The following is a 24,019-nucleotide window of genomic DNA, read 5'->3' as shown; positions in this document are numbered from 1 at the left end:
TAAAAGGGAATGACTATTTTGTAAAAATTTTGTATCTTATTAAGATAAAAAGTATGGATTCAAGGATTGAACTTAAAAGAGTTTTGGAAGAGTTGATGGAGTCTATTCGCAAGCATGAAAATTGTTTGTCTCATCTTTCTAAATTAGATCGTTTGGTGAAAGAAACAAATTGGGACCCACAGTTGACGCATTTTTTAGAGAAGCGAAGTTATGAAAAAGCGTTATCTTTTTTGAGGAGTGAAGAGGTTGCGCGTGGTTCGTGTGGTAAATAGTTATGCGAATTTTGGTTACGGGTCTGATTGGTCAATATGCGTTTGGCGGGGTGACGTGGGATTATTTGCAGTATGTTTTAGGATTCCAAAAATTGGGTCATGAGGTTTGGTATTTGGAGGACACGGCAACGTGGGCTTATGATCCGATCAAGCAAGAGCCTTCTGCGGATTGTTCTTATAATGTAAATTATCTTTCTCGAATTATGAGCGAGTTTGGGTTGGGCGATCGCTGGATTTATCGCAATGAAGCGGATGGGAGTTATCATGGGGTTTCGGATGTTCAGCAAGCGGAAAAAATCATTCGAGAATCAGATGTGTTGGCAAATGTGTCAGGTGCTTGTTGGTTGAGAGAGGTTACGGCTTCCATTCCGTACAAATTATTTTTGGATGGCGATCCGATGTTTACGCATATTGGGTTGGCGTTGGGGACGAAAAAAGATTATGTGGATCGTGTTCGAGCGCACACGGATCATTTTTCTTTTGGATTAAATATTGGCGCGAAAAATTGTTTCGTGCCGACGGTGGGTTTGCGTTGGAAGCCAACTGTGCAGCCGATTGCTTTAGAATATTGGGAATCGAAAGAGGAAAATAAAAATCATCCAGCTTATGGCGCTTTTACTACGGTGATGAATTGGGCGAGTTATAAGCTCCAAGAATTTCAAGGCGAAAGCTATGGGCAAAAGGATATGGAGTTTTTGCGGTTTATGGATTTGCCGCAGAAAATAAGTCCGGAGCGGATGGTCCTTGCGATGGGACAAGGCGTGGGGCAGAGGAGGCCGACATCAGAATTGGAAAAAAAAGGTTGGAAAATTTTGGAGCCGGATCAAGTGTTGCCAGATTATCAAACTTATCGCGATTTTTTGCGTAATTCTAAGGCAGAGTGGAGTATTGCAAAAAATGGTTATGTGAAGTCGTGGAGTGGGTGGTTCAGTTGTCGCAGTGCGTGTTATTTAGCATTGGGTCGCCCGGTGGTGGTGCAGGACACGGGTTGGAGCGAGCATTTGCCTTCGGGGAAAGGAGTTTTGAAATTTGACACCATGGAAGAAGCGATTGATGCAATTAAAAAAGTGAGCGTGAATTATGCAGAGCATTCACATGCGGCACGAGCATTTGCTGAAACTTATTTTGAGGCAGGCAAAGTTTGTCAAAAGTTGTTAAAAGATGCAGATATTGCTTAATTCTATTGCGCTAGTTTTTATTTCTTTATAAGAAGGGTGGCGATGTTTTTATGCTTTTTCCGACACGTTTTATTATGGAGTTTATTATTTTTGTTAAGTGGTGGGCATCATTGTATTGTTCAGGGTGTTGCATGGGGTAAGATGGTGATCATTCAGACTGGTCAAAATTCTTTATGGCGTAAAGCGGAACAAACTTTTAGTGGGAAAAAATCTTGTTCTTTGTGTCGTAAGGCTGCTGAGGCACGCGAGAAGGAGCATCAGCAGGATAACCCTTACAATGTGGAAAGTTTTCAAGTTAAAGTTTCTTTATTTGCTTTTTTAGAAGAAAAATTGTTGGTGCCACATCGTGAGTGCCTTGGTAATCGGATGGATGAAAATAAGGTGTGGCATACAGAGGAATACGCTCCTGCCACGCCGCCTCCTAAATTAATCAGTTAATTCTCAGTTCAAAATTAACGGAACGAATCGTGCGCGGAAAGTGTGCGGTTTGATCTTCGCTAAAACCCTTAGAGGAATCGATTTTAGCGAGTTATAAAAAATTTAATTTAGGAATTTAATGAAGAAAAATATTTTTACTGCTGTAGGTTTGTTGTGGGGAATTTCCGCTTGGGCTCATAATCCGGGTCATGTTTCTCAAGTTTCAGTTACTCAAGAAGAAGCTGAAAAAGTTAGGCGATTGGAAACTTATTTGGAGGATCAGGGGATTTATTCGGAGATATCGCAGCCGGGAATTAAGTTGGGGGGATATGTCGATGTTTCTTATGTTTACAACTTTAATGGAGGTGGTGTTAGTGATCTTGATGAGGCGAATGCGATAACTGGCGAGGATTCACAAGATTTTAATTTGAATCAAATTAATTTGACGTTGTCGAAGGCGTTGCCGGCAGACAATAAGTGGGCGGCAGGTTTTGCCATTTCGCTGAATTGGGGGGAGGATGTGGAATCGCATCATGGCGGTACTGATGAGCACGGGCATGCTGATGTTCTTAGCACGGTTCATGAGGCGATTGTGCAGTTTCGTATTCCGGTGGGGCGTGGCTTGGATTTTAGTTTGGGTAAATGGCATTCGTTAATGAGTTATGAATCGCACGATCGGCCTTATAATATTAACTATACGCATGGTTTGTTGGCACATTATTTGGATCCAGGAGAGCATGTAGGTCTGGTGATAAGTTATCCCGCTACGGATTGGCTGACGTTGGATTTAGGTTTGGCGAATGGTTGGCATAATTCTGATAGCGCATTTTTGGATGACTCAGATTTTTCAAAGTTAATCACAGGCGCTATGACGCTGCAAAATTTAGAGAAAAATGCATCGTTGCGAGGTGCGTTGGCTTATTCGCCTGAGGGTGAATTGCCTTTTAGTCGCGTCGATACGGCTGATCATTCGGACCATATTCACAGGGATGGTCATACGACTCATTTGCAGGAAAATGGTGCGTTGTGGGCTTTTACGTTGCAAGGACAATGGTTGCCAAAATGTTCTAAAGATCGTTGGCTTTTGGGTTTCAACACTATCCTCGTTTCGGTGGATGATAATTTGAAGCATGTGAAGTTATCGGAGTCGCACGAACATGAAGGACATGGAGTTCATTATGGAAATGTGGGTCTTGATAAAAATGGCGCGACTGCGTGGGGTGTTGGTCTATATAGCAAATATCAATTTAATTCATGGTTTAGTTTGGCAGGACGCTTGGAATATTTGCATGCTGATGATGGAACGCTTGGTTTTGTAGATGGTGTGATAAAAGAAGGGAAAAATATTTCCAAAGATAAAAATGAGGTTTATGTCAGTCAAACGGATCTTTATTCCGCGACATTAACTGCGGGTTTTGATTTTTGGAGGAATGTAGGATGTCGGTTAGAGTATCGAGCTGATATGGTTTCGAGCCGTGGACAGGAAAGTGTTTTGGGTAATGATAATAATCAGCAGCACACGCTAGTGCTTAATCTGTTTTATTTATTTTAGATGTTTCGAGAGCTTTAGCCAGTTGCTTTAGGTTGTGAGACCAAAATTTTTTCATGCGATTGGCTGAAGCTGCAGTTTTGAGTTTGCGATGTTGGACGGTAAGTTGAGTTTTGTTTTTATTTTTGGAATAGAGTTGGACATCGAGATGGGTTTGATCCTGTTCCCAAGTGATGCGGAGGGTTTTATTGCGTGTGGCTTTTCGGATGGTGAAGGGATGAGGGAGCCAGGTTTTGCGGTTTTTGTCTTGCCAGATTTGGTAGAGTTTCGAGGGTGCTAGAGGATAGGTTTTGCTAACGCTGATTTGGTAACCTTTCGAGGTTTGATATTTTTTGCGTAGGTCGCGAGCTTGTTCGTAGGTGACGGTGATCATTTGTTGCCACCAGCCATTTAAATGGGAAAATTCTTTTTTAAGTAACGCGACGATTTTTTTGTGATCGAGTTGGTGGGCGTTTGCGTTATCCAATAGTTGGAACCATTGGGGCCAGGTTTTACCAGTTCGTTTTTGGATTGCTTGATCGCTGGTAATAGGTTTGAGAGTTGTTTTCATGAATGGCATTGTGTTCATCTGGTATTTGGCACAGAGTAAGGAGTAAGGCAAAGAAAAATGAGGTTGATGCGTTCTAATTTCGGCGAGGTCTTAAGAAATCGAAATTTTTTTCGGTTGTGGTGGGGACAGATTATTTCTTCGATTGGAGATCGTTTTTATCAGTTTGCAATTTTGTATGTAGTTTTGCAGTTGACGCCGGAACAAGGGATGGGGGTGGGAAAGGAGAGCGCGCGGGTTTTGTTTTGTGGAATGGTGTTGACGGTAGTTTTGGCGCCTTGGATTGGGCGTGCTGTGGATCGTTGGGATCGTAAGTGGGTGATGATTGGTGCGGATTTATCGCGTGTGGTTTTGGTTTTAATTATGCTGGGAGCGTGGGTGGCGTGGAAGTCGCCGGCATTGATGTTGGTGTTTGTGGCTTTGACTGGGTTGATGAATGGGGTTTTTATTCCGGCGCGTCAGGCGGCGGTGCCGTTGTTGGTGGAGGGGCGGCAGTTGGTGACGGCTAATGCGTTGATTACGGTGGTTGGGGTGGTAGGAAGTTTGGTAGGTTCAGGGGTAGGGTTTGTGGTAGCGATTTTTGGGGAGAAAAGCAGTTTTATTATTACGGCTTTAGGTTTTTTGGCTTCAGCAATTTTAGTGGGACGCATTGAAGGACAGTTGAAACCGATGCAAGCAGAGAATCGCGCAGTGAGTTGGTCGGAGATAGGTAATACGTTTTTGGAGGTTTTGCGAGATAAAGTGGTGCGACAAATTTTTTTGGTAAATGGTGGGATTCAGTTTGTTTCAGGTCTTTTTGCGGTTTTTGTTTTGGAGTATGTGGTGCAAAGTTTGGATATGGCGCATTTGCGGGTGGTTTTGCATTACTTTTCCGAAGGGGTAATGGCGTTGGGGTTTCGCGAGCCTGTGATGGAAGAGCATTTGGTGGCGGTGATCTTTTTATTGTTGAGTGCAGGTGTGGGGTTGATATTGGGAATCGGTCTTTCGGGTCGGTTTGTTCGGGTGGGGCATTATGAGGGATTGCCTATGTTGATGTTTGGGATGTTGGGGATGGTTTTTTATGGATTAAGTTTTTCACATAGTTTGGAGTGGGTGATGGGGTTGTGTGTGTTGGTGGGATTAGCGAGTGCGTTATTGATTGTGCCAATGGATGCGCGATTGCAATTTCATGTTCCTAGTGGAAGGCATGGTGAGTTTTTTGCTGTACGTTCGGCATGGGGATGTAGTTGTTTTTTAGTGGCGTTGGCCTTGAATTTGGATGGACGACTTTTGGGGTGGCGCGGCGCGGATCAAATGATCCGTGATTTGGGCGTATTTTGCGTGGCGTTAGCTGGTATAATGAGTTTAATGGATCGCGGGAGTTTTAGGAAGTTTTGGGGGGATTCGTAGGTTGAGTTGTAGAAACGGTGTTGGGAGAGTTGCGGGTTTCGATTTGGCTCGCTTTTTCTATTTCATTAGTGAATTCATCTTTAGCTTTTTTGAATTCGCCAATACTTCTGCCCAGTCCACGAGCGAGTTCAGGAAGTCTTTTGGCGCCAAAGAGCAGTAGGACGACGAAAATAATGGCAAGCCATTCGGGGCCTGCAGGCAAGCCAAGAGCGATAGGAAAAAGAGTAGTCATACGACTTTAATGCTAAAGGAAAATAAAAAGTTTGCAACTTCTTTATTTTTTAGGCTATATTATTAGGTGTACTAATAGGTTATAAGTAAAACCTACGGAAGTTGAGCGGTGGGGTAGTAATTGGGTGTGTAAATTAAAGTAAATTCTTGGTAAAAGGATAAGCCAGTGTTAAAGAGCTTGAAAAAAAGAGCAGGGTGGGGTGTCGTCACTAGTTATACCGTATTGCTTTTATATGGTTTTCATGTTTTTGAGATTCATTATTTAAGGGATTTATCGTGGGGGTTGCATGGTTTTATTTATTTTATAGTGGCCGCTTTCGCGATTTATTCGATTAATGAATTGAGGCGCAGGTTAGGGTTGATGAGTTCGGAGCGTCAGATATTGCAACGGCAATGGCGATCTTTTACTCGGGTGACGCATGCTATTTTTCACGCGCAGGGAAACAAGGAAACTTTGAATCGATTTGCGAGCCTAATTCAAGAAGAGATGAAAGTGGAGTGGGTGAGAGTTTTTTTATTTCATGGCGAGGTGGGTCGTTGTGTAATTGGTGCGCCTGATTCTTGGACCAATGAGGTGATGAAGTTGTCGGATGATTTGCCTCAGTTGATGCAAGCTTACAAGCAGCCATTGGATTATGAGCAGGTTAATCATTTGCTGCCTGATAAGGAAGGGGTAAATGGCGAGGTATTGTTTGAAGCTTCTTTGGTGGTGGGTATGTTTATTCAAGAGAAATTAGCAGGGCTTATTTTGTTGGGTCCGAGAAAAGTTCGGCAATCATCGTCTTATTTTTCCTTTGAAAAAATGGGATTGCAAGTTTTGGCTAATCAACTTGCGATGGTTTTAGAGGTGACATTGTTATCTTTGGAGTTGCGTCAAAGCAATGTTTATCACATGAAACTACTGGAGGTTTTGTTAGATCAGTTGGGAAGTGGGGTAATTATTGTAGATCCGCATGGATTTGTTTTAGTTTGCAACCAGGAGGCGCGTCGTTTGATGCAGTGGGATAAGGGTGAGAACATGCCTACTTCTTTAGCGGGGTTGCCTCAGGAGTTGAGTGTGGCTTTGCATCAGGCCTTGATGCAGACGCATGATGAGGAATTACAAGAAAGCAAGATTTTAGTGAGTGTAGGCGGAGAAGTAGAGTTGTTTATTCAGTTTGGGTGTCGTTGCATTCATGATGAGACGGGAAAAGTTTTGGGGGCTCAGTTAGTATTTCAGGATGTGTCGCAGGTGAAAAATTTGGAAAAGCAGTTGCATCATGCTAATCGACTTGCGAATTTGGGAGCGCTTTCGGCCAGCATGGTGCACGAGATTAAAAATCCCTTGGTAGCAATTAAAACGTTTGTACAGCTGTTACCCGAACGAATGAATGATGAGGAATTTTTACAAAAATTTTCACGTTTAATTGGGCATGAGGTAGGGCGTATTGATCAAATTGTGAGTCAATTGCTTCATTTAGCACGGCCGTCTGCAATTTCTTTTGTTTCTTTTCATTTGCATGAAGTAATTGAGGCCACTCTTGCTCTGTATCAACCCGATTTGAATCATCGAAAGATTAAGGTGAGAAAGGAGTTGGAGGCTGAAGTGGATTTTATCCGAGGAGATCGACAAAAAATTCAGCAAATTTTAATGAATTTGGTAGTTAACGCAGAAGAAGCCATGAAACAGGGAGGAGTTTTGGGGATTCAGACTGCGGTGGTAAAGCGTCTTGGAGTGTCAAGGAATTCCGAAACAAAAGAAGGTGAAGCGATGCGCTCTTATATTTGTTTGACGATTCAAGATACAGGGCATGGTATGATGCCAAAAGTGTTGAAAAGAGTTTTCGAACCTTTTTATTCCACGAAACAAGAGGGAAATGGCTTGGGGCTTTCGATTGTTATGGGGATCATGGAAGATCATCAGGGTGCGATTGAGGTGCAAAGTGAATTGAAGCAGGGAACCTGTTTTCATCTTTATTTTCCGTTGCAATCTCAGGAAAGCTGTGTTTAAGTCCTAGGTTGAAAAATTTTTGGAAAAAATTTTAAAAACAGGTTGATTCCTTGGAAAATATACGCATATTGCTATTAATTAACCAATTTAGATAAATTTAACAAAAGAGAACAAAATTCTAGCAAAAATTATGAAACATATTTTAGCGGTTGATGACGAGTTCGGAACGCGCGAGTCCATTAAAGCTATTTTCTTTAAGTTGTATGAGGTTTCTGTTGCAGCGAATGCGCGTGAGGCAATGGATATTCTTTCTAAACAGAGAATTGATCTTGTTATTCTCGATCAGATTATGCCGGATACGGATGGTATAACTTTGATGCGTGATATTAAAGCGATTTATCCGGAAATGCCTGTTATTTTGGTGACTGCCGTGGGCTCGGAAAAAACCTTGGCTCAAGCGCTGCGTTTAGGAGCAGTGGGCTATATTAGAAAGCCTTTTGATGTGGATGAGTTGCGTCATACGGTTATTCAATCGATTGATGCTGCAATTACTCCACGTGCCCGAGAAATTTTCCAAAAAGAAGTGAACCGGGAATTTTCCATGCATACTTTAGTGGGCGAGGCGCCCATTTTCCGTAAAGCCATTAGCGATGCTAGGAATGCTTCAACTGAAATGGTGAGTGTGCCACTTTGGATTACGGGAGAAAGTGGTACAGGTAAGGAATTTTTAGCGCGTCAAATTCATTCTTGGAGCGCGCAAAGATCGGAACCTTTTATTTACGTACGTTGTTTTGGTCAGCCTGATTCTATTTTGGAAGCAGAACTTTTTGGTTTTGAGCCTCAGCGTCCGGTTCAAGACGGAGTCACAGGACGAGGCGCTTTTGATTTAGCGGGTTCTGGCACAGTTTATTTGGATGAGATCGATCAAGTTTCGCCTGCGACTCAAGAAAAGATTGCGAAATTGTTAGAGACTCGAAAATTTAATCGTATTGGCTCTTCTTTTTCAGTGCCTATCGGTGCAAGAATTATTTTGGCATCAAGCAAAACTGCTGATCAAATTCAATCCTCTCTCAAACCTGAATTAATGAATCTTATTGGTAATAAATTTATTCATCTTCCACCTTTACGCGAACGTCCTGAGGATGTGGCATTATTAGCTTACCACTTTTTAAATCAACTGCGTCGGTCAATGTATGCCGAAGTTAAGGATATTGCTCCAGAAGCTTTAGATTTAATGCGCAAATATCAATGGCCAGGCAATATTCGAGAATTGCGCAGTATGATGGAGCGCCTCTTGGTAGTTTACAGTCAAGAAACTTGTATTCGTGAAGAGCACTTGCCTAAAGAGCTTTTGGCGCCAGGTCATCGAGGTCGTATTGATACCTATACTAATAATTTTGAAGAGACGGTTAACGCCTTTGAACGAGAAATCATTGTTAACGCATTGACGCGTGCTAATGGCAATATCAATAAAGCGGCTTCTTTATTAGGCACGACGCGACGCATTGTGTTGTATCGCATCGATAAGCTTAACATCAAAAAAGTGGCAAAATAATTTCACGATTCCAAATTCTCCTCATTCTTCGCAAAAGGCCTCTCCCGAAAGAGGCCTTTTCCATTTCACGAAAATCATTCAAAGAGCTCGGAGTTCTTGACCTTGCGGTGTGTCTTTTACCGTCCAGCCCAAGGTTTTCATCTTTTCTCGCAATAGATCTGATTGTTTAAAGTCCTTTTTTTCACGCGCCAACTTTCGTTCTTCTAAAAGTTTTTGGACGGATTCAGGAATGGTTGTTGTTCCAGTTGTTGTTTCGATGGCTAAAATTTGATTAATGGTTTCCCAGGCTTTCCAATGCGTATCGGCTTCTTGTTGAGAGAGTGAATTTTGATCCATGGCGCGATGAGTTTCGCGAATGACGTCAAATAGCACAGCTAAAGCTTTAGAAATATTAAGATCATCAGCTAAGGCTTCCACAAATTTTTTTTGCCAGGAAGCCGCTTCCACTTTTTCTGATCGATCAAAATTTAACGAAAGTAGACGTTTTTTCCATTCATCAATGCGTGTTAAAGCTTGTTTGCTTGCTTCTAATCCTTCCAAAGTAAAATTGAGAGGAATACGATAATGCACTGAAAGCAAAGCGTAACGAACTTGATCTCCTGTAAAACCTTTCTCCAACAAATCGCGCAAGGTATAAAAATTGCCAAGCGATTTAGCCATTTTTTGATTATTGACTCGTAGATGCTCGCAATGCATCCAAAGTTTTACAAAGCGGTGACCACTGCACGCTTCGCTTTGTGCAATTTCTGCTTCGTGATGAGGAAAAATATTATCAATGCCGCCGCAATGAATATCAATTGTTTCTCCTAATAAAGCAGTCGCCATTGCGGAACATTCGATGTGCCACCCTGGTCGCCCTCGTCCCCAGGGCGATTCCCATCCTACCTCGCCATCTTCTGGAGTGACGGCTTTCCATAGCGCGAAGTCCCCGAGATTTTCTTTTTCGTATTCATCTGAATTAATCCGTCCTGAGGGTCGTAACGTTTCTAAATCGAGATGCGCTAATTTTCCATAATCTGAAAATTTTGAAATCCGGTAATAAACGGAGCCATCTTCCGCTTGATAAGCGATGCCCTTTTGTTCCAACGCTTGGATCATCTGAATCATTTGCGGAATAAAATCTGTAGCGCTTGGCATATGACTTGGCATTTGGATACGCAAAGTTTTTAAATCTTCCAAAAATGCTTTTTTATAAAGGGCAGTGAACTCAGAAAGAGGGATGCCTTGCTTGCGTGAATTGCGAATGGTTTTGTCGTCCACATCCGTAAAATTCATCACACGTTTGACCCGATAACCCGTTACTTCCAAAAATCGTTGCAAAAGATCTTCAAAAATATAGGCGCGAAAGTTTCCAATGTGCGCGTAATCATAAACAGTAGGACCGCACGTATAGAGTTTGATTTCGTCTCCTGCAGAAAAAGGCAATAATTCGATTTGGCGCGACAACGTGTTGTAAAACTGGGGCGCTTTCATGAGGAAAAACTAACGTGGCATGACACTGGCGATAGCCAAAGCCGCAATACCTTCGCCTCGACCCAAAAATCCCATTTTTTCATTGGTGGTTGCTTTTAGATTAATTTGCCGCGGTTCAATCGCAAGCGCGCGAGCTAACTTTTCCTTCATGGCTTCAGTGTGAGGCAAAACTTTCGGTGCTTCAGCAATAATGGTGGCGTCTACATTTATTAACACCATTTTTTGAGTTTGTAACATTTCTTGAATTTTTTCGAGAAAGACAAGGCTGGAAACATTTTTCCATCGAGCATCGGAATTCGGAAAATGTTTTCCGATGTCACCTTCGCCTAAAGCCCCCAAGATGGCATCAGCAATCGCGTGAATCAAAACATCAGCATCTGAATGACCTTCCAATCCTTTGTCATGCGCGAGAGTTACCCCGCCTAGAATGCAGGGTCTGCCTTCCACTAATGCATGCACATCATAACCTATACCGACTCGATTCATATTATTTTAATAACGCTAAATAATTGTCTATCATGGCTTCTACGGAATAACAAGCGATACGCTCGTAGCGCTGCTCGAAAGTTAAAAGGGGTCGAGCTTGTGGAAAACTTTGAATGATAGCGTTTGCCAAAGCCGTTTCATCACTAGGTTCCACTAAAACGCCGCTTTGCGTTTTTTGCACAATTTCAATCGAACCGCCCGTGCGCGTTGCCACCACGCGATTGCCGGCTGCGATGGCTTCCAGAAGGGCATTCGAAAAAGGTTCGCGTCGGGCGCTGCTAATATAAAGTTGGCTGGCTTGCAAAAGCTGAATTTTGTCTTCGCTTCGAACTTGGCCGTGAATGGTGACGACATCATCTACACAAAGTTCGTGAATTAGATTTTTTAATTTGATTTCATCGGGACCATGGCCCGCGATTTTTAATTTGGCTTGTGGCAATTGCTTGACCACTTGTGCCCAGGCTCGAATTAAAATATCCAATCCTTTTTTTGGGTAAAAATTGCTAAGGGTAAGAGCAAAAGGCGCTTCGTCACAATAAGGGTTGGGTAAAATTTCTTTAGCGTATAATTCAATTTCAACGCCATTGGCTAATTGAAAGACATGGTTGGGGTTGCCACTGAGCTGACTAAGCAATTCTTTCAATTCATGATTTTGTGCGATTAAAATTTTGGCGCTTGCTGTGGTTTTTTTTAAGCGACGATTTAACCACCAGGAGGAAGCGATAGCTTCTCCGGGTAATACGTCACCGCCATACGCGCGAATAATTAAAGGCACGGAATGTCGTTTGGCAAATGCGCTTGCCATATAGCCAGCGGGATATGCGCCTTGAGAATGGATCCAGTCAAAAGCATGCTTTTTATGTAATTGAGAAAGAAATCGCGCGTGCCATCGAAGTCCCCACCGTTTGGAACGAATCCGAGGATAGCGATAAATCGGATAGGGCGTTTTTATTTCATTATTTTTTCCGGACACCCAAGGTGCAATCACGAGTGGCGAATGGCCACGCGCTAAAAGGCCGCGAGCTAATAAATCCAATTGTTTTTCAGCCCCCCCGACAATTGGGAAAAAAGTGGTGGTAAAAAGCGCAAAATTCATGAGAAATTAACAAACCATTTGTCTCATTGCCAAAGTTAGCATAGTATGAGATAAAGAAACGAGTAGATTTGTATTAATGGCTGAAGAAAATTCAGAAACAGGAACCCAGTCTCGTTATTCGATTCTCGAACCGTTAGGTGAAGGAGGCGAGGGTTCAGTCTTTCGCGCTTGGGATAACCAATTGGGGCGCGTGGTTGCCTTAAAACGTTTGAAAGCGGATGCTGATGCGATGAGTGCATTATGGCAGGAAACTCAAATTCTTGTTAGTCTACACCATCCTAACATTGTCACATTGTTTGATTTTGGCAGCGATGCCGAAGGGCCTTTCGTTGTCATGGAATTGTTGGAGGGGAAGACATTGGATCAAGTTGTTACTGAATTTCATATTAGCGTTCCGTTTTTTCAACAACTTGCGCGACAAGTGTTAAGTGGTTTGTCGGCTGCTCATGCTAAGCAAGTGGTGCATCGCGATTTGAAACCTTCCAATATTTTTTTACAATTTCATGAAGATCAATCGTTCACGGCTAAGATTCTGGATTTTGGTCTAGCGAAAGCGGTTGAAGCGCCTCAGGAGCAAACGTCCGATCAGGATCAAAGTGTCATGGGTTCCATTTACACGATGTCGCCTGAACAGTTGTCGCGGCAACCTATTGATGCCCGATCTGATATTTATTCTCTAGGTTGCGTTTTTTATTTTTGTTTGGCACGCCGTTTCCCTTACACGGGCGATTCCATTGCGCAAGTTATGCATGGTCATTTGAGCGGAAAAGCGACGCCTTTAATTGGGGTGCGACCTGAAATTCCGCCTGCGCTTTCTAATGTCATTATGAAAATGTTGTCGGTGCGACCTGAAAATCGACCGACTATAGAAACAATTCGAACGACGATTCGTGATGTCGTTTCCAGTTCGAGTCGTCAAACATCCCACGTTGATATCGAACTCAAAAAAAGCGCCCCTATGGGATTGATAGTGCTCATTGTTGCTGTGGTTTTAGTTTTAGCCGGCGGCGCAATCTGGTTTTTAAAGCGTCCTAAGGAATCTACTCAACCTTTAGCAACTACGAATCAAGTTACTGCAACTAACCTAGTTTCGGTTCCGCCTCCAGTGACAAATCCTGTCACTCCTCCACCAGAAGAAGTAAGCCAAAAAGAGGAGAGGCCGAGTTCAGTGGATCCTTTAAATCTGCTTCAATTAAAAAAGAAAATAGGCGCTACCGTTATGGTAGAAGGCACAGTTATGGATTACGGAGAAAATCGAACTGGAACTCTTCGTTATCTTAATTTTGCTGAGAGTTATCGCAATAGTTTGGCTTTGGTTTTTCCGGTAAAAGGGAATGAGGAAATTTTTTCTAAAGAAAAATTGGAAACTTATGTTGGTAAAAAGATTCGTGTCACGGGCAAATTAAGTGAATTTCAAGGCAGACCACAAATGATCGTTGAACCGGATCAAACTATTGAGATTATTGAGTAGTAAAAATAATTTTTTAAAGTTTAAGTTTATGGTTTCTACCAATCTAAAAAGAGTAATGAGTTATTTATTATTACTTACTTTTTTAGGTGTTACTTTTTCTTCTTTTGTTCCGACAGTTTTTCAAACTTGCGGTAAGTGTTGTGAGAACCAAGCTCAATCTGAACATCAATGTTGCCATAATGCAGAAAAGAGTAAAACCTGTTCTAATTCCACTTCTTGCCAAGGTTTGCTTTTAGCTCTTTCAGAGACGTGGTTGGAATATTTTTTTACAACACAATTTCATAACTTCGAAACTGGAGACGCTTTTTTTGAATCGCGTCGAGAACCCCCCTTGTTGAGGCCTCCTATTGTTTAAGTTTTTTATTATTAGTTGAAATAAATAAAAATTTAAACTTAGAAAGAAATGATTATGAAAAAAATGATTTATATTATGATTATTGCATTTGTGGCAACTGTTTCGAGCTATGATTTAATGGCTGCGAATCCACAAAAAGCTTGCTGTTCTTGCAAGTGCGAAAAAAATTGTAGCACTGATAATTGCAAGAAAAACGAGTGTCAGTGTCAATGTCGCAAATAATCTTTTTTTGAAAAGATTATAGTATTGGCAACTCCGAATGCTTTCGGAGTTGCCTTTTTTTCTATAAAAAATATGTTACTAAAAAATAACATGTTACCCGATTTTTTAATTCCTAAAGATTTGGCGCCGGGTGATCGACGTGTTTTGGAAAGTGATTGGTCTGGATTAAGATTGCACCGTGTTGAATCTGATGCTGATCCTGTTTTTGAGTTGGCTTATGAAAAATTATGGCAGGAGTTTGGTCATCGCAATGAAGTGGAAACTCGGGAAACGTTGGCGCGTAGAATGCGATGGGATCCCAGGCAAAGTTTTCGGGGGTGCCATTTATTGTATCAGATGATGGTTTTTTTCTGGGAGCAGGCTGGTAAAAAAGAGTTTATGGCAGTTCGAGATCATACCGCTATTGTTTGTGAGAAGTTGAGTGCTCCTCAGGTCGTGGTTCATCTGTCGCATGTATTAGTTGAAGAAAAGTGGCGACGTTCTGGTGTGGCGGGTTGGTTGCGAACGTTGCCACTACAAACGGCACGGGAATGTTTGAAAAAAGCGGGCTTATCTGAACGACCGATTACGTTGGTGGGAGAAATGGAGGCGTGGGATGAAACGAAATTGGATCGTGTGATTCGGTTGAAGGCTTATGCAAAGGCAGGCTACAAAATGGTGGATCCCAAAATTGATTATTGGCAGCCCGACTTTCGTTCTTCAGAACAAATTGATGCCTCCTATTTGCAACCGGTTCCTTTGTGTTTGATGGTAAGGCGAGTGGGGCGTGAGTTAGAGCAGGTGATAAGTGGTGAGGAGTTAAGAAGTTTGATAGAATCGTTATATCATATGTATTCGGTAGAATTTCGAGAAAAGGATATGGAACCTTTATGGGAGCATATAAAACGATTGCCGGCAGCTCATGAAACCGTGGCTTTGATATCGCCTGTGCTAGAGAATTTATGATTTCATTGTTTTATCATGAGGGTTATGCGGCGCCGATTGGTGAGGATCATATTATGCCGATGAGGAAGTTTGGTTTGGTGGCTGAGAAGTTGGGTCAGCATCCGCGCGCTAAACTTTTGAAGCCTGATCCTATTTCTGAGAAAGATTTGTTGCGAGTGCACACGCCTGATTATGTGCGGGCGATTCGCGCAGGTGAACCGAGGACTTTGGCGGAATCCCAGAAGTTTTCTTGGTCAGAAAAATTATTTCCTGCGGTGTGTTTAACTAATGGTGGTTGTCTTGCGGCTGGGAGGGCAGCTTTGAAGGATGGGATTGCGGGAAATTTGGCTAGTGGGTTTCATCATTCTCATGCTGATCACGGTGAAGGATTTTGCACGTTTAATGGTTTGATTGTTGCCTTGGATGCTTTGAAGGAGGAAGGGTTAATTAAACATGCGGCGATATTAGATTTGGATCTTCATTATGGCAATGGAACGGCAAATTTAGTGGCATCAAGAACAGATTTTTTGGCAATTTCCGTGTATGGAAATGATTACTTTAACAATAAAGCTTATCGAGAAGTTGAACCTATGCGTCATGAGGATGGGATAAATCATTTTTCCATTCCAGTGAAAAATGGAGCTGATGGTGAGGAATATTTAAAATGTTTGGAAAAAGGGACATCTTTAATGTTAAAGTTTAATGAAATTGACCTAATTTTGTATCAAGCTGGGGCAGATCCTTTGAGGGATGATCCTTATTCGCCTTTAAATCTAGGCGCGGCGGATTTGAGGGAGCGAGATAAAAGGGTTTTCCAATTTGCTAAAGAGCGGGGAATTCCTTTGGCTTGGGTTTTGGCTGGAGGTTATACGAAAGATGTTTCGAAAGTGGTAGAGGTTCATGTGAATACGTTTCTTGCTTGCTCGGAAGTTTATTGATTAACCGCGGAGGGCGCCGAGGTCGCGGAGTAAAAAAATTAAGGTAGTGGATTAAAAAAATATTTAAATGTTTAGATATTAAGTTTTCAATTTTTAATTTTCTCTGTGTTCTCTGCGATCTCTGCGGTAAAATAAAAATATGAAATTAACGTGTTGGAAAAATCGGAGTCCGGGTGACACGCGTATTGAGTTGCCGGAGGTGTGTGTTTCGAATGTGGAGAGTTGTGTGCAAAGGGCGCATGAGGCGGCTGTGTCGTGGGCGCATCTGCCGTTGGAAAAACGAATGGATTATGTTCGAAAAATTCAGACAGGCCTAAAAGAGATCGAAGAGGAATTGGCGCGAGGGATTGCTTTGGAAACGGGCAAGCCGTTAAAAGAATCGCGTAGTGAGATGGGTGCCGTTCTGATGAAGTTTGATTTGAGTATTGACGATGCGCAGCGGTGGTTGAAGCCGGAGGATGTGCATGAGGGGCCGCATCCGGCCAAAATTGTGCGGCGTGCTCAGGGGCCGGCGGCGGTGATTGGGCCATTTAATTTTCCTTTACATCTGCCGAATGGTGCTGCGGTTCCGCATTTGTTGGCTGGCAATCCGGTTTTGTTGAAGCCTTCACCTGTGGCCGCGGTGGTGGCGGAGCGATATGGAAAGGTGTTTGAGTCGATTTTGCCGCCGGGCGTTTTTCAGTTGATTCAAGGCGGAGCGGAAGAAAGTATGGCACTTTGTTTGCATCCGTTGGTACGGTCGGTGAATTTTACGGGTTCTGTTACAGTTGGGAAGATATTGTCACGAGCTTTGGCGGAAGATTTTTCGAAGCATTTGGCTTTGGAATTGGGCGGGAAAAATGCGTTGATCGTGTGTGAGGATGCGGATGTTGTTACTGCGGCGCAGGCAGCGGCGGAAGGGATTTGTTTAACGGCGGGGCAGCGTTGTAATGCAACGAGTCGTATTTTGGTAAATCAAAAAGTAGCGAAACCTTTTTATGAAGCACTGGTGGAGGTGTTGAAAAAATATCAGCCTGGCGATCCCATGAAAGAGGAGACTATTTTGGGTCCGGTAATTAATGAGAAAGCACATCAACGGTTTGAAAAAGTTTTGAGTTTAAATAAAGATGGCGAATGGTTGGTGAAGGGGGCGGTGGAAAAGGTGGTGGATGGGAAGCCGGGTTATTATGTGAGGCCAGCGGTTTGGCTGTGGAGGGATCGGAATAAGGGTTTAAAATCCGCTTTGCATTGTGAAGAAGTTTTTGCGCCCATCGCTGAGGTGTATGAAGTTGCGGATGTGGCCGATGCTATTGCTATGCATGAGACGACGCCTTTCGGTTTAACGGCTTCTATTTTTACCCAATCAGAAAAAGTTTTTCGTCAATTTGCGGATGCGTTGAATGTGGGAAATCTCTACGCGAATTTGGCAACAACTTTTTCTCCCTCGACTTTGCCTTTTGGCGGAGTGGGTGAGTCGGGAAATCGTCGGCCTGCGGGGCGACATTTTATACGATTTACGACGGAGGAGCAGGCGATTCAAATTCCGGAGAATAGTTTTTCTGAGTGAAATCAAGAATTGGGGAAATACTGATAGCTAACGACTGAAGCTGATAGCTTAAAAATAATTCCTTTTGACGAATTTTGCTTTTGGTTTTTACTTGGGGGGCATGCGTTACAGTCCAAAAGAATCGCAGGAAAAAATTTTGAAGCGACGACGTCACGGGCGCTGGGCAGCGCGATGCTTGAGATTAATGGGGGTGACGCTACGTTATCGGTTGGAGGATCCGTGGCATGTTTTGGACGAAGGGCCTAAGCCAAGAATTTGGGTTGCCTGGCATAATCGGCTCGCAAGCGCTCCGAATTGGTATGAGCGGATTGGTAATAGGATAGGTAAACTTTATGCGTTGATTAGCGCGAGTGGTGATGGAGAAATATTAGCAACGACGATGGGGGAGTTTGGGATTGAGGCGATTCGTGGTTCCAAATCTCGAGGGGGTGAGGAAGCGTTGAGGGAATTGTTGAAGCAGTTGCGAGCTGGAAATTCTGTTGTTATCACGCCGGATGGTCCGCGTGGTCCGCGTTATCATTTGCAAGAGGGGATTCTTAAATTGGCAGAATGGTCGGGTGTGGAGGTGGTGCCATTTGATTTTAAGTTGAAAGGTAGAGTTGAGTTGAATACGTGGGATCGTTTGAGAATCTCACTGCCTTTTGGTCGATCTGTGATGGTGATTCGCCAGCCAATTCGGCCTCCTTTTGATTTGGAAAAGTTAAGAAATGAGTTAATTTTGAAGCTTAATGAATAACTTTTATCAATTTTAGTATAAAAATATACAAATTTTTGACTATTTTTAATCTTTATGATTTAAGTTAAATTTAGTTTGGCAGGGAAAAATAATTTAGGTAAGGTTGGCACGATATTTGCTATAACTACAAATCTTGGAATTATTATGAAAAAAATCGAAGCGATTATTAAGCCTTTTAAGCTAGAAGAAGTCAAGGAAGCGCTTTCTGCGGTAGGTGTGGAAGGGTTGACTGTGACTGAAGTAAAAGGGTTTGGTCGGCAAAAGGGGCATACAGAAATTTATCGTGGCAGTGAATATACAGTGGATTTTTTGCCTAAGCTTAAGTTGGAAGTGGTGTTGGAAGATGGTTTGGTAGAGGGTGCAGTGGAAGCGATTTTGAAGAGCGCTAAGACGGGCAAGATTGGGGATGGAAAAATTTTCATTATGAATTTGGAAGATGTCATTCGTATTCGCACAGGCGAACATGGTGATAAAGCAATTTAATGTTAAAAAAAATTATGGAAAAAAGATATATTAAAGCGAAAGATGGCAAAGAGGTTATCTCGTTTGCGAAACAACACGGAGTGCGACTCGTCGATTTTAAATTTTGCGATATCCAGGGCACTTGGCAGCATTTCACGACAACTTTATTGGAGCTCAATGAAGATTTGTTCACGGAAGGTTTAGGTTTTGATGGGTCTTCCATTCGAGGTTGGAGAGCGATCAACTCTTCGGACATGTTAGTGGTGCCTGATCCTAAGACTGCGATCATTGATCCGTTTAATGTGGAGCCGACTCTGAGTTTAGTTTGTACGGTAGTGGATCCGATTACGCGTGAAAGTTACAATCGCGATCCGCGTGGAATTGCTCAGCGTGCTGAGGCTTATCTTAACAGTACGGGCTTAGCGGACACGGCTTATTTTGGACCGGAAGCGGAGTTTTTTATTTTCGATGATGTGCGTTATGAAAATAAATCTAACGGTTCTTATTATTCAGTCGATTCGGTTGAAGCGATTTGGAATACCGGTCGCGATGAGCAACCCAATTTAGGTTATAAAATTCGTCATAAGGAAGGTTATTTACCCGTAGCCCCCGCTGACACGCAACAGGATCTTCGTAATGAAATCACTTTATTGTTGGGCGAATTGGGTGTGGAAGTGGAGCGTCAACATCACGAAGTGGCTACAGCGGGTCAGGCGGAAATTGATATTCGCTTTAATTCGTTGGTGAACGTTGGTGATGATATGCAGCTCTACAAATATGTGGTGCGTAACATCTGTAAAAAATACGGTAAGACAGTGACTTTTATGCCGAAACCACTTTTTGGCGATAATGGTTCGGGCATGCATGTGCATCAATCCTTGTGGAAGGGTGGCAAGCCTCTCTTTGCTGGAAAAGGCTATGCCAATTTGAGCGAGATGGCTTTATTTTATATTGGTGGAATTATTAAGCACGCACGAGCTTTGACGGCGATTACCAATCCGACAACCAATAGTTTCAAACGATTGGTGCCAGGTTATGAAGCGCCCGTAAATTTTGCTTACAGCGCGCGTAATCGTTCTGCAGCTATTCGTATTCCGACTTATTCGGCGAGTCCGAAAGCGGTGCGCGTGGAATTTCGCACGCCAGATCCTGCGGCTAATATTTATTTATGTTGCGCTGCGATGATGATGGCGGGTTTGGATGGGATTCAAAATCGTATTCATCCGGGTGATCCATTTGATAAAAATCTTTATGAATTGCCACCGGAAGAATTGGCTAAGGTGCCTTGTGCTCCTGATTCTTTATTGGGCGCTGTGGAAGCGTTGGAACAAGATCATGAGTTTTTATTGAAAGGCGACGTTTTTACACGTGATATGTTGGAAGCGATGATGGATATGCAGAAGAAAAATTATGATGCGATTCGTATGCGTCCGCATCCTTACGAATTTTTCTTATATTATGATGTTTAAAAAAGCGTTAAGCTTTAATCGAATCAAGCCATGGTTAGCCATGGCTTTATTGGTTTAGTGATAGTAGGTCGAAGGCGCGCTGATTTAATTTTTCAAAACGTTTTTTAAAATCTTGTAGTGTTTGTTGGCGATAATTATTTTTTTCGTTTTGACTGATCCACTGACACAAATGGGATTGATAATTCAAGGCTTCATTCTGTTTGAGTAGCAAAAGTTTTTCTAAAGAATTACCACTGCTTACTAAGATTTTTTTGGTGGTATTAAATTCAATTTCTTTACGTGTTTGTTTTTCGAACGCAGGCAAAGATTTAAGATTGTTTTGAATTTCATTTTGTTTTGTCCAGTTATCGAGGGTTTTAGCTAATTTTTCCGAAGCTTTTGAAATGTCTTTGAGTAGTGGATTCACCGCGGGTGAAATATCTTTTAGGACACTAATTTTATCCAAATCTTTTTGTTTGGAAGTTATTTCATAGAGAATCGTGTAAGCTTCGTTTATGTTGGATTTTTTCGAGTCGTAATTTTTATTTTTAGAAGCCGTAGAACAAGCGCTTAGGCCGATGATTAAGACAAAACACATCAATAGAGTTTTGATCATAGTTTAAAGATAAATATCTTTTTTAAAGATGCAAATGAGCTATGTAACAAATATCTTGCACGAATGTTACGTCAATTCATAATAATAGAAGTTTGCTCGCGCGGTTAGCTCAGTGGTAGAGCATCACCTTGACACGGTGGGGGTCACAGGTTCGAACCCTGTATCGCGCATTTTTGAGGTAAGTAGAATGAATTAAGAATTAGCTAATGCTAATCGCTAATAATTAAAAATTAAATAAACTAAATCATTTTTCTTTATTAAGAAATCAAATTTAATGAGCTAAATCGTGAATAAAAAAGAGCCTTCACCTCGAAATAGCATTTGGTTTCTTGGTCTATTTTTAGGTCTTTTGAGTTTTTTGTTAACGCTTATTCTGCCACCGCCGCAAAATTTTTCTTTGGAAGCATGGCACACCTTGGGAGTGGGTCTTTGGATGGCAATATGGTGGATGTTGGAAATAGTGCCTTTAGCAGTCACGGCTTTGTTGCCTTTGGTTTTGATGCCGCTCTTGGGAGTAAGAACAGTAGCGCAGACGGCTTCGGATTATGGTGATCCTTTAATATTTCTTTTTTTAAGCGGTTTTTTAATGGCGCAAGCGATGCAGCGATGGGGATTACATGAGCGTTTGGCATTAAGTCTCATTATGAGAACGGGAACTAAACCCGCGGCTTTGGTGGGAGGATTTATGGTGGCAACCGCTTTTTTAAGTATGTGGGTGAGCAATACGGCGACGGCAATGATGATGTATCCGATAGGAGTTTCGACATTAAATCTGCTCAAAAATGAAAAAGGTGAATTTCGAGATATTTATTTGCCAATCGCGTTGATGTTATCCATTGCTTATGCGGCGAATATTGGTGGTGTTGCGACCTTGATTGGAACACCGCCCAATGTGATGGCAGCGGCTTTTATTGAAAAAGAATTTCATATTTTGATTCCTTTTTGGCGATGGATGTTGTTTGGTTTCCCGTTGGCAGTTTGCTTGCTCGTTTTCGCTTACTTTTTGTTAACGCGATGGGTTTTTACCTTAAGTAAAGAAGAGATAATAGGAGTGCGGGAGCATATCCGTGAGCAAATTATTCATTTAGGGCCCGTGCGCCAGGAGGAAAAAGCAGTGGCGGCGGTTTTAGGGATTGTTGTTTTTTTATGGTTGTTCAAACCTGTTTTGGGAAGTTGGATTGCTTCACTTTCAGATACTGTGATTGCTTTGATGGGGGTGATTACACTTTTTCTTTGGCCGGTGGATTTAAAACAGAAAAAATTCCTTTTATCAAGAGAAGCTCTTCAAGCGGTGCCTTGGGAAGTGTTAATTTTATTTGGTGGTGGGTTGAGTTTAGCAGCAAGCATTGAAAGTTCTCAACTAACAGTGGGTCTAAGTCAAATCACTCATCATTTTCGATTTTTACCCTCTTTTTTGCTTTTTATTTTCTTTGCGGGCATGGCTTTGTTATTAAGTGAATTAGCTAGTAACACGGCGACGGTTGCTGTGTTGCTGCCAATTGTTTCTTCTTTTGCGGTAGGATTGGGCGATAATCCATTACCCTTTATGATTGCTATTGCTTTAGCAGCGAGTTGTGCCTTTATGATGCCAGTGGGCACCCCGCCTAATGCTATTATTTTTGGGAGTGGTTGGGTAGAAGTGAAACACATGGTTAGAGCTGGTTTTTGGCTGAATCTTGCAGCGTTGACTTTGATTACAGCAATTGTTTTGATTGCGTTTTAGATAACGTTCAGTTTGTTATTGGTTTTGTTCCAACTCTTGCGTTTCTAAAGCTTCGAGCTCCTCTTTGGAAAGGCGTTCTAATCTAACACGGCGAGGTCCTTGTGAATGAATTTCAGGAGCTGACACTCGAAATTCGCCGATACGAACGGTTTCCCCTTTTTTGGGAGGACGACCCAGGTGACGAATCATCCAAGCTCCGACTTTTTCGCGTGGTTGCCATTCGAAGTTCCAACCCGTTTCTGCTCGGAGTTCGCGCACGTTGAGATTAGCATCGACAAGGATGGAGGTTTCGGTTTGGTTATAAATAGGCCCCTTTTCAATATCGAGTTCATCGCGGATTTCTCCTACAATTTCTTCCAGCGCATCTTCGATAGTTAGAATACCAGCCATGCCGTTGTTGTCGTTGAGCACAACGGCCAGGTGACTGCGTGAGGAGCGAAAAAGTTCTAGCAATGTGGGAATGGTGGTTTTAGAGGTAAAGGTGAGAACAGGACGAATCAAAGGTTGGAAAGGAGTGTCAGATCCCAACGCTTGAATTTGCCAGAGCCATTCTTTGATAAGAATCATTCCCTTAACGTTGTCCAAATTGCCTTCACACACCGGAAATCGGCTATGGCCGCTGGTTTGAGCGATTCTTAAATTTTCTTTGATGGGTTTGTCTAACCACAAAGCAGTTACTTGTTCTTTAGGCAGCATGACTTGAGAGGCGATAGTGTCCCGCAGGCGCAAGGAACGAATCATGATTTTATTAATGAGCGCATCACCAGGATGGGTGTGATAGGCTTGAGTTAAAACATAATCGAGTTCGTCGGCTGAAAAGTTATGTTCCGAGCTATCGACACTTTCAAAACCTAAGAGACGAATCACCCCATTGGCACAAAAATTAAGGAACCAAATAAAGGGTTTAAAAGGGTAATAAAAAAGCATGAGAGGCCCAGAAATGAGAAATGAAACAGCTTTGGGTTTTTGGATGGCGATCAGTTTTGGAACTAACTCACCAAATACGATGAGAATAAAGGGCAAGGCAATAAAAGAAATGGTAATAGAAATAGTATGCAGCAGTTTTGGACTCGAAAAGGAAAAAGACGCGAGTAAGGGTTCGATCCATCCTCTTACAAAAGGTTCTCCTATCCAACCCAAAGCGAGATTGGCTAAGGTAATGCCGATTTGAGTGGCCGAAAGAGTTCGATCCAAGTTTTTCAAAACACGCAAAGTAATGCGAACCCGCCAATCGCCTGTTTTTAAAAGAGGTCGGATTTGGCTAATACGAATGCGAACTAAAGCGAATTCAGCCGCGACAAAAAATGCACTGATCGCAATGAGCAAAACAACAATTAAAAACTGCCAACTAAATTGTAACATCATAAGTAATAAGGAATTAGCCTAAAGCATGGCGAACGAGTCGCAAAGGTTAATTTGTAAAATATAAATTTGACAAATATAATTTCCTAAAGT

At 42.3% G+C, this 24,019-nt stretch carries 23 protein-coding genes and 1 tRNA gene; 17 read left to right on the top strand and 7 right to left on the bottom strand.

Going from position 1 to position 24,019, the window contains the following annotated elements; all coding sequences use genetic code 11:
- The first annotated feature begins 53 nt into the window (after window positions 1-53).
- The 4 genes from K1X66_01120 (at window position 54) to K1X66_01105 (ending at window position 3,419) form a co-directional block, all read left to right on the top strand.
- Complete coding sequence (locus K1X66_01120; GenBank protein ID MBX7156975.1) at window positions 54-272, top strand: hypothetical protein; 219 nt, start codon at window positions 54-56, stop codon at window positions 270-272.
- A gap of 2 nt (window positions 273-274) precedes the next feature.
- On the top strand, window positions 275-1,450 hold the full coding sequence (locus tag K1X66_01115; GenBank protein MBX7156974.1) for a glycosyltransferase family 1 protein: 1,176 nt from the start codon (window positions 275-277) through the stop codon (window positions 1,448-1,450).
- 42 nt (window positions 1,451-1,492) lie between these two features.
- Complete coding sequence (locus tag K1X66_01110; GenBank protein MBX7156973.1) at window positions 1,493-1,888, top strand: hypothetical protein; 396 nt, start codon at window positions 1,493-1,495, stop codon at window positions 1,886-1,888.
- Window positions 1,889-2,006: 118 nt separating this feature from the next.
- Window positions 2,007-3,419, top strand: a complete 1,413-nt coding sequence (locus tag K1X66_01105; protein MBX7156972.1) for a porin — start codon at window positions 2,007-2,009, stop codon at window positions 3,417-3,419.
- On the opposite strand, the gene K1X66_01100 is transcribed toward K1X66_01105, so the two are convergent.
- Window positions 3,397-3,966: a DUF4287 domain-containing protein gene (locus K1X66_01100; protein MBX7156971.1), complete on the bottom strand. Its 570-nt coding sequence runs from the start codon at window positions 3,964-3,966 to the stop codon at window positions 3,397-3,399. The two genes, K1X66_01105 and K1X66_01100, sit on opposite strands and share 23 nt — an antisense overlap.
- A gap of 66 nt (window positions 3,967-4,032) precedes the next feature.
- Between K1X66_01100 and K1X66_01095 the strand changes: the two genes are divergently transcribed.
- Complete coding sequence (locus tag K1X66_01095) at window positions 4,033-5,352, top strand: MFS transporter (GenBank protein MBX7156970.1); 1,320 nt, start codon at window positions 4,033-4,035, stop codon at window positions 5,350-5,352.
- Here K1X66_01095 and K1X66_01090 read toward each other — a convergent pair.
- Window positions 5,327-5,584 carry a twin-arginine translocase TatA/TatE family subunit gene (locus K1X66_01090; protein ID MBX7156969.1) on the bottom strand — a complete coding sequence of 86 codons (258 nt, stop codon included), beginning with the start codon at window positions 5,582-5,584 and terminating at the stop codon, window positions 5,327-5,329. The two genes, K1X66_01095 and K1X66_01090, sit on opposite strands and share 26 nt — an antisense overlap.
- A 177-nt stretch (window positions 5,585-5,761) precedes the next feature.
- Between K1X66_01090 and K1X66_01085 the strand changes: the two genes are divergently transcribed.
- Together K1X66_01085 and K1X66_01080 are read left to right on the top strand one after the other, a co-directional pair.
- The gene (locus tag K1X66_01085; GenBank protein MBX7156968.1) at window positions 5,762-7,573 is read left to right on the top strand and encodes a PAS domain-containing protein; all 1,812 of its coding nucleotides are present in this window, start codon (window positions 5,762-5,764) and stop codon (window positions 7,571-7,573) included.
- Between the two features lie 130 nt (window positions 7,574-7,703).
- The gene (locus K1X66_01080; protein ID MBX7156967.1) at window positions 7,704-9,068 is read left to right on the top strand and encodes a sigma-54 dependent transcriptional regulator; all 1,365 of its coding nucleotides are present in this window, start codon (window positions 7,704-7,706) and stop codon (window positions 9,066-9,068) included.
- 78 nt (window positions 9,069-9,146) lie between these two features.
- Here K1X66_01080 and cysS read toward each other — a convergent pair whose 3' ends face one another.
- Genes cysS through K1X66_01065 form a run of 3 tightly spaced genes read right to left on the bottom strand, consistent with a single transcriptional unit; the run spans window position 9,147 to window position 12,123 of the window.
- Window positions 9,147-10,541: a cysteine--tRNA ligase gene (gene cysS / locus K1X66_01075; protein ID MBX7156966.1), complete on the bottom strand. Its 1,395-nt coding sequence runs from the start codon at window positions 10,539-10,541 to the stop codon at window positions 9,147-9,149.
- A gap of 9 nt (window positions 10,542-10,550) precedes the next feature.
- Window positions 10,551-11,027 carry a 2-C-methyl-D-erythritol 2,4-cyclodiphosphate synthase gene (gene ispF, locus K1X66_01070; GenBank protein MBX7156965.1) on the bottom strand — a complete coding sequence of 159 codons (477 nt, stop codon included), beginning with the start codon at window positions 11,025-11,027 and terminating at the stop codon, window positions 10,551-10,553.
- A 1-nt stretch (window position 11,028) separates the two neighbouring features.
- Window positions 11,029-12,123: a glycosyltransferase family 4 protein gene (locus K1X66_01065; GenBank protein MBX7156964.1), complete on the bottom strand. Its 1,095-nt coding sequence runs from the start codon at window positions 12,121-12,123 to the stop codon at window positions 11,029-11,031.
- Window positions 12,124-12,199: 76 nt separating this feature from the next.
- On the opposite strand from K1X66_01065, the gene K1X66_01060 reads away from it, so the two are divergent.
- From K1X66_01060 to glnA, 8 genes are all read left to right on the top strand, one after another.
- A complete protein-coding gene (locus tag K1X66_01060; protein ID MBX7156963.1) occupies window positions 12,200-13,594 on the top strand; it encodes a protein kinase in 1,395 nt (464 codons plus the stop codon).
- Between the two features lie 55 nt (window positions 13,595-13,649).
- Entirely contained in the window at window positions 13,650-13,949 is a 300-nt protein-coding gene (locus tag K1X66_01055; GenBank protein MBX7156962.1) for a hypothetical protein, read from the top strand.
- A gap of 312 nt (window positions 13,950-14,261) precedes the next feature.
- Window positions 14,262-15,116 (top strand): hypothetical protein, encoded by an 855-nt coding sequence (locus K1X66_01050; GenBank protein MBX7156961.1) that lies wholly within the window; start codon window positions 14,262-14,264, stop codon window positions 15,114-15,116.
- Window positions 15,113-16,033, top strand: a complete 921-nt coding sequence (locus K1X66_01045) for a histone deacetylase (protein ID MBX7156960.1) — start codon at window positions 15,113-15,115, stop codon at window positions 16,031-16,033. Before K1X66_01050 ends, K1X66_01045 begins: the two co-directional genes overlap by 4 nt.
- A gap of 139 nt (window positions 16,034-16,172) precedes the next feature.
- The gene (locus K1X66_01040; protein MBX7156959.1) at window positions 16,173-17,579 is read left to right on the top strand and encodes an aldehyde dehydrogenase family protein; all 1,407 of its coding nucleotides are present in this window, start codon (window positions 16,173-16,175) and stop codon (window positions 17,577-17,579) included.
- A gap of 64 nt (window positions 17,580-17,643) precedes the next feature.
- The gene (locus K1X66_01035) at window positions 17,644-18,315 is read left to right on the top strand and encodes a lysophospholipid acyltransferase family protein (protein MBX7156958.1); all 672 of its coding nucleotides are present in this window, start codon (window positions 17,644-17,646) and stop codon (window positions 18,313-18,315) included.
- A 144-nt stretch (window positions 18,316-18,459) separates the two neighbouring features.
- Entirely contained in the window at window positions 18,460-18,798 is a 339-nt protein-coding gene (locus K1X66_01030; GenBank protein MBX7156957.1) for a P-II family nitrogen regulator, read from the top strand.
- Window positions 18,799-18,812: 14 nt separating this feature from the next.
- Window positions 18,813-20,246: a type I glutamate--ammonia ligase gene (gene glnA, locus K1X66_01025; GenBank protein ID MBX7156956.1), complete on the top strand. Its 1,434-nt coding sequence runs from the start codon at window positions 18,813-18,815 to the stop codon at window positions 20,244-20,246.
- A 46-nt stretch (window positions 20,247-20,292) separates the two neighbouring features.
- Here glnA and K1X66_01020 read toward each other — a convergent pair whose 3' ends face one another.
- Window positions 20,293-20,841: a hypothetical protein gene (locus tag K1X66_01020; protein MBX7156955.1), complete on the bottom strand. Its 549-nt coding sequence runs from the start codon at window positions 20,839-20,841 to the stop codon at window positions 20,293-20,295.
- 98 nt (window positions 20,842-20,939) lie between these two features.
- Between K1X66_01020 and K1X66_01015 the strand changes: the two genes are divergently transcribed.
- Both K1X66_01015 and K1X66_01010 read left to right on the top strand, forming a co-directional pair.
- A tRNA-Val gene (locus K1X66_01015) sits at window positions 20,940-21,011 on the top strand.
- Between the two features lie 116 nt (window positions 21,012-21,127).
- Window positions 21,128-22,564: an SLC13 family permease gene (locus K1X66_01010; protein ID MBX7156954.1), complete on the top strand. Its 1,437-nt coding sequence runs from the start codon at window positions 21,128-21,130 to the stop codon at window positions 22,562-22,564.
- Between the two features lie 15 nt (window positions 22,565-22,579).
- On the opposite strand, the gene K1X66_01005 is transcribed toward K1X66_01010, so the two are convergent.
- Window positions 22,580-23,929 carry a hemolysin family protein gene (locus K1X66_01005; protein ID MBX7156953.1) on the bottom strand — a complete coding sequence of 450 codons (1,350 nt, stop codon included), beginning with the start codon at window positions 23,927-23,929 and terminating at the stop codon, window positions 22,580-22,582.
- Between the last annotated feature and the right edge of the window lie 90 nt (window positions 23,930-24,019).

This window comes from Verrucomicrobiia bacterium, from assembly GCA_019694135.1.
Taxonomy (GTDB): Bacteria; Verrucomicrobiota; Verrucomicrobiia; order JADLBR01; family JAIBCM01; genus JAIBCM01.
This window is presented reverse-complemented; position numbering and strand designations above follow the sequence as displayed.

What these genes read in the sequence shown, in the direction of transcription:
- K1X66_01095 (MBX7156970.1), top strand. Translation starts at nt 4,033, where the DNA reads ATGCGTTCTAATTTCGGCGAGGTCTTAAGAAATCGAAATTTTTTTCGG.
- K1X66_01020 (MBX7156955.1), bottom strand. Translation starts at nt 20,841, where the DNA reads ATGATCAAAACTCTATTGATGTGTTTTGTCTTAATCATCGGCCTAAGC.
- K1X66_01005 (MBX7156953.1), bottom strand. Translation starts at nt 23,929, where the DNA reads ATGATGTTACAATTTAGTTGGCAGTTTTTAATTGTTGTTTTGCTCATT.
- K1X66_01100 (MBX7156971.1), bottom strand. Translation starts at nt 3,966, where the DNA reads ATGAAAACAACTCTCAAACCTATTACCAGCGATCAAGCAATCCAAAAA.
- K1X66_01065 (MBX7156964.1), bottom strand. Translation starts at nt 12,123, where the DNA reads ATGAATTTTGCGCTTTTTACCACCACTTTTTTCCCAATTGTCGGGGGG.
- K1X66_01115 (MBX7156974.1), top strand. Translation starts at nt 275, where the DNA reads ATGCGAATTTTGGTTACGGGTCTGATTGGTCAATATGCGTTTGGCGGG.
- K1X66_01120 (MBX7156975.1), top strand. Translation starts at nt 54, where the DNA reads ATGGATTCAAGGATTGAACTTAAAAGAGTTTTGGAAGAGTTGATGGAG.
- K1X66_01040 (MBX7156959.1), top strand. Translation starts at nt 16,173, where the DNA reads ATGAAATTAACGTGTTGGAAAAATCGGAGTCCGGGTGACACGCGTATT.
- K1X66_01105 (MBX7156972.1), top strand. Translation starts at nt 2,007, where the DNA reads ATGAAGAAAAATATTTTTACTGCTGTAGGTTTGTTGTGGGGAATTTCC.
- K1X66_01030 (MBX7156957.1), top strand. Translation starts at nt 18,460, where the DNA reads ATGAAAAAAATCGAAGCGATTATTAAGCCTTTTAAGCTAGAAGAAGTC.
- ispF (MBX7156965.1), bottom strand. Translation starts at nt 11,027, where the DNA reads ATGAATCGAGTCGGTATAGGTTATGATGTGCATGCATTAGTGGAAGGC.
- K1X66_01110 (MBX7156973.1), top strand. Translation starts at nt 1,493, where the DNA reads ATGTTTTTATGCTTTTTCCGACACGTTTTATTATGGAGTTTATTATTT.
- K1X66_01045 (MBX7156960.1), top strand. Translation starts at nt 15,113, where the DNA reads ATGATTTCATTGTTTTATCATGAGGGTTATGCGGCGCCGATTGGTGAG.
- K1X66_01080 (MBX7156967.1), top strand. Translation starts at nt 7,704, where the DNA reads ATGAAACATATTTTAGCGGTTGATGACGAGTTCGGAACGCGCGAGTCC.
- glnA (MBX7156956.1), top strand. Translation starts at nt 18,813, where the DNA reads ATGGAAAAAAGATATATTAAAGCGAAAGATGGCAAAGAGGTTATCTCG.
- cysS (MBX7156966.1), bottom strand. Translation starts at nt 10,541, where the DNA reads ATGAAAGCGCCCCAGTTTTACAACACGTTGTCGCGCCAAATCGAATTA.
- K1X66_01060 (MBX7156963.1), top strand. Translation starts at nt 12,200, where the DNA reads ATGGCTGAAGAAAATTCAGAAACAGGAACCCAGTCTCGTTATTCGATT.
- K1X66_01055 (MBX7156962.1), top strand. Translation starts at nt 13,650, where the DNA reads ATGAGTTATTTATTATTACTTACTTTTTTAGGTGTTACTTTTTCTTCT.
- K1X66_01090 (MBX7156969.1), bottom strand. Translation starts at nt 5,584, where the DNA reads ATGACTACTCTTTTTCCTATCGCTCTTGGCTTGCCTGCAGGCCCCGAA.
- K1X66_01050 (MBX7156961.1), top strand. Translation starts at nt 14,262, where the DNA reads ATGTTACCCGATTTTTTAATTCCTAAAGATTTGGCGCCGGGTGATCGA.